Origin of the sequence: Congregibacter sp., assembly GCF_045107095.1 — a bacterium.
Taxonomy (GTDB): domain Bacteria; phylum Pseudomonadota; class Gammaproteobacteria; order Pseudomonadales; family Halieaceae; genus Congregibacter.
Genome location: NZ_JBGCFU010000012.1, coordinates 1 through 4,550 on the forward strand (window position 1 = coordinate 1; position 4,550 = coordinate 4,550).

Annotated in this window: 4 protein-coding genes; 2 read left to right on the forward strand and 2 right to left on the reverse strand. The window is 56.4% G+C overall.

All coding sequences use genetic code 11. The features are described from left to right. The coding region (locus AB8B76_RS02385; RefSeq protein ID WP_405269740.1) for a sulfatase-like hydrolase/transferase at positions 1-729 on the forward strand (729 nt) is incomplete at its 5' end. Positions 730-791: 62 nt separating this feature from the next. On the opposite strand, the gene AB8B76_RS02390 is transcribed toward AB8B76_RS02385, so the two are convergent. Continuing rightward, a complete protein-coding gene (locus tag AB8B76_RS02390; protein ID WP_405269743.1) occupies positions 792-1,862 on the reverse strand; it encodes an MBL fold metallo-hydrolase in 1,071 nt (356 codons plus the stop codon). A gap of 36 nt (positions 1,863-1,898) precedes the next feature. Further along, a complete protein-coding gene (locus AB8B76_RS02395; protein ID WP_405269746.1) occupies positions 1,899-2,504 on the reverse strand; it encodes a hypothetical protein in 606 nt (201 codons plus the stop codon). Between the two features lie 333 nt (positions 2,505-2,837). On the opposite strand from AB8B76_RS02395, the gene AB8B76_RS02400 reads away from it, so the two are divergent. Beyond that, positions 2,838-4,430: a WS/DGAT/MGAT family O-acyltransferase gene (locus AB8B76_RS02400; RefSeq protein WP_405269749.1), complete on the forward strand. Its 1,593-nt coding sequence runs from the start codon at positions 2,838-2,840 to the stop codon at positions 4,428-4,430. Positions 4,431-4,550: the final 120 nt, after the last annotated feature.

Consider the following 4,550-nt stretch of genomic DNA (forward strand, 5'->3'; position numbering starts at 1 on the left):
GTCGGCGATATCAAGCCCCATCGCCTGCGCGTGTATGCCGCAATGATTCGCGCCCTGGATCGCAGTGTGGGCCGAATCAATGCGGCGCTGGAGGAAGAGGGCTTGGCTGACAATACTGTCGTGCTGTTCACCAGTGACAATGGCGGTCCCGGATACATTGGATTGCCCGATGTTAATCACCCATTCCGCGGCTGGAAGATCAGCCAGTTCGAGGGCGGAATACGCGTGCCGCTGTTTGTTAAGTGGCCGGCGCGTATTCCGGCAGGCACCGTGTCGCAAACTCCGGTAGCGCATATCGATATGATGCCGACGCTGTTGGCTGCGGCCGGAGCGTCAAAGCCCGAAGGTGTCGAGATCGACGGAGAGAATCTATTGCCCCTGGTCTATCGTGAAGGTGAGGTTGAGAGCGAGCAAAACTGGGATCGCGAGACTCTGTTCTGGCAGAGCGGGCACTACCGTGTAGTGCGTCACGGCGACTGGAAGCTACAGGTCACCGCTCGTCCCGATAAGCGCTGGCTGTTTAATCTGGCTGAGGATCCTACTGAACAGGACAACCTTATAGACTCGAACTCGGAGAAGCTGTCCGAGTTAATGGCCTTGCTCGATGAGCATCAGCGCCAGTCCCGGGGGCCGCTGTACCCAACCGTCACCGAAATGCCTATCGCTATCGATAAAACCCTGGCCGAGCGCTTTATGCAGGGCGATGAGTATATTTACTGGCCTAACTAACTATCGGAAACGGGGCGATCCACGAATGTCCGCCTCCCTCGGTGATTCCCGCTCCGTTTTCTCTAGAGTCCGCTGCGAGTCTTGATGATTTCTGTCGAATTGGCAGGCAGGGAGAACGAGACGCCATCCTCGCCGATGGTGTAGTCCGGGAAGACTTCTTCGGCGCCATTCAGGTACAGGGATTTCTGCCCGGGGATAACGAGCGGCGGTACGATGTGATAATAGAGTAGATGGCCGACACCAGCGTTACGGGCGGTTTCGGCGGCTTCTACCGGACTGGCGTGATAATCGAGGATGTCGTGCGTGATTTTCGCCATGATTTTGTTGTCCAGCTTCACCGCCGCATCATGCATCAAGTTGACCAGATTAGGGGCGAGGGCCTCGTGTACCAGTAAGTCAATGCCTTGGGAGAATCTTTGGATGTTGGCCTGCTTAGTCGTGTCCCCGGTAATCAGCAGGGAGCGACCCTTGTAGCTGAAGCGATAACCCACCGCTGGCTCCACCGGTGCATGGTCTACCGCTAGCGCTTCTATTTTGAGGCCATCGCCTTCGTAGACCAGCACCAGCTCACCCATGGGCGGCTTGTCAAAGGGCATGGCCTGCATACCGGCTCCACTCATAGGAGCTACCGTATCCCCGTGGTGTGCATGGCGGTAGGTGAAGTCCTGGGCGTAGGCTGAGTTAAAGCCGTCTACTACTCGCTCTACGCCCCTAGGACCATAGACGGGTAGGGGAGATCTGTTGTCGCCACCCGCCCAGCGGATAGTGCTGAGCTCGCCCAGGCCGTCGATGTGATCAGAGTGGAAGTGAGTGAGGAACACAGCTTTTACCTTGCCTGCTGGGAAGCCCATACGGCCCAGATTGCGGGTGCCGTCGGTGCCCGCATCCACCACAAACAGTTGCTTGCCGGCGACGACCGCCACACATGGGCCCGAAGCATTGGGGGCTGGAAGAGGGCCGCCGGCCCCGCAAAGTGCCAGGTGCAGGCCGTCTTCGAGCTCCGCGATCAGGTTTGCGCCCATCCGGCTTTCCATTCCCTTTGCCATCAAGCGCTCAAGGATGCTGGCGCGCTGACTGAAGGCGAGCGCCACAACCATCAGCACGATACCGGCGACTACGAGTAGCTTTTTCATTCTATTCTCCGAAGGTTGCGTTGAGGGTGTCGCTGTTTAACTAGCTCTTCGGGAAAGTCTAAAGTTGTCGATCAGCGCAGTCACGGCCAATAGGACAAGTCCCAGCAATAGCCTAGGGTCACCAAGATAGAGCTGGGGCTCGGTAGGATAAGCGATGGTCTTGTCTAGCGCCGCCGTTTTAAAGTGATGCTTACCCCTGAACGCGGGGTTGGCGACGATTTCTAGTAAGGCGCGTCGGCTGCGATAGCGAAACAATGCTGCCTGGTCCCAGTTTTCAGCGCCCTCGATACCCAGTAAGTCCATGGCGGGGTAGACAGCGGAACCCATATACACCGGATGGCTGGCGCGAGAGAGTAGCGCGGGTATCATGTGTTCCATGTAGCGTCCCATAAGGTCGGAGCCGCTTTCACCCGGCTCAGCGCCCTCGACATCGGGTGGGGTTTCGTCCATGTCAATGTTATTCACCATAAGAAACTGTCGGCCGCTGTCCTGACGGGCAAACTTCTCGATAAAGGCGATGACTTCGGGATCGCCGCCGTTGGTGTTCATGGTCGCGACGAATTGATCAATTTCTGCATCGCTTAAGGGGCCGCCAAAGTCGGTGTACCAGTAGAAAAAAACTGCATAGAGTAGGGCTGGCATAAGCCAGAGTTTGCCGCGAGTATGCATACGTGCTCAGTTGTTGAATGTTGTGATTGCGGTTTGTACTACCTTTGTCCAGTTTAAGGCTCACATAACGTCATTAGTTGTGTCAATATAATTTACGGGCGGGCAGTGACAGGCAAACTTTCGCTTGAAGAGCGTGTATTGTCATGTCTCACCTCGCTGAGGGCATCGCGCATCCATTGTTTGAGTGGTCGTTGCAAGTCGAGTCGTCGACCCCAGATTGCCATCGCTTGTATATACTCCTACTAACAATTGTGGGCACGGCATTTTCCTGCCGGCTCTTTGCTGACAAGCACAGAGAAGAATAATATGAAAAAACTTTCGATGGTCGACAAGGGCTTCCTCCTCGGGGAGAGCCGGGAAATGCCCATGCACGTGTCGGGGGTCAGCCTTTTCACGCTTCCCGACGGTGCTGAGGTGCAAGAGTTTCTTGCGGGTATAGCCGATAATCTAAAAGACGCCGACGCTCTGCTGCCACCCTTCGGCGATCGAATAAAGACCGGCCGCCTGGGCGTGGCGGGGAACGTGTATTGGGAACCGGACCCGTCCATGGATCTGGACTACCACATACGCCACTCGGCGCTCCCCAGCCCGGGCCGTTACCGCGAACTTTTCAATCTGGTCGGTCGCCTGCACGGCACACTGCTGGAACGGAGCCGACCGCTGTGGGAGATGCACCTGATAGAGGGATTGCAAAACCGCCAGTTTGCTATTTTTACCAAGACCCATCACGCGGCTGTCGATGGCGCTAGATCTATTCACGTGACCCGCAGTATGTTGTCCTCCGACCCGGATGCGGTGCGCAGCGAATCACCACTCTCCCTGGCGTCGTGGGAGAGCTACCGTAAAGCCCTCAGAGAGGGTCGCCAGGCCGAGTATACGGACGCCGAGGTGCGCACGGTGGCGGATATACTCAAGTCCACCTACGGCAGCGGCGCCAATGCCTTCAATGCTCTGAAGAACATTGCTGGCGCCTTGGCCGGTCGGAAGAGCGACCTTTCCATCCCGCACCATAAGGTGCCGCGCAGCGCTCTTAACGGCAAGATCGACGCAGCACGTCGGTTTGTCGCCCAGACTTGGTCTTTTGCGCGTATCCGGGCTGTAGGAAAGGCCTTTGACGCCACTTTTAATGACACGGTGTTGGCTATGTGCGCAGGCGGACTGCGGCAGTACATGCTGAATCACAGCGAATTGCCCAAAGATTCCATGAAAACCCTGGTCCCGGTGTCCTTGCGTCAGGCGGGCGACGTAGACTCGGGCAATGCCGTGGCCGGCATCACCGCGGACCTGGGAACAAACATCGCCGACCCCATAAAGCGCTTCTCCGCCATTAAGGCCTCTGTTGAAGCCGGCAAGGCTAACTATGCAGGCATGTCACCCAAGGAAGTTGAACTCCTGACCATGGCTATGTCAGCGCCATCGATGCTGCTGATGCCGCTGGGGATGATCTCGCATCTACCGCCCTACAATCTCACCATCTCCAACGTACCGGGGATGCGCGAGACCATGTATTGGAACGGCGCGCGCATGGATGGATCGTACCCACTGTCCATTATCACCGACGGTATGGCACTGAACATCACGCTTGTGAGTTACGCCGATCAAGTGGATTTCGGGATCATCGCCTGTCGCCGCAGCGTGCCGCAGGTGCAACGCCTGATCGACTATATGGAGGATGCACTGCAGGAGTTGGAAGACGCGGTGGGCCTTAAGGCCAAGCCTTCGCGCAGGCGCGCGGCGGTGAAAACCAAAATAAAGACAAAAACCAAAACAAAGACCAAAGCGAAGCCGAAGGCAAAAATCAGCGCTGCTGCGAAAGCCAAGCCTAAGGCAAAAAGCACCACCACGGCCAAAGCCAAACCACGGGCCAAAGCCAAACCAAAGCCCAAAGCGAAGGGTTGAGAGCAGGCGTATCTTCTACGCAGCTAGCCCGTGGTAGGCTTGGTTTTACCGGTCTAAGGATTCCATCATGAAGAATTTAATCGCTTTTTTCGTTGTTCTTTTTCTTTATAACCTAACTCA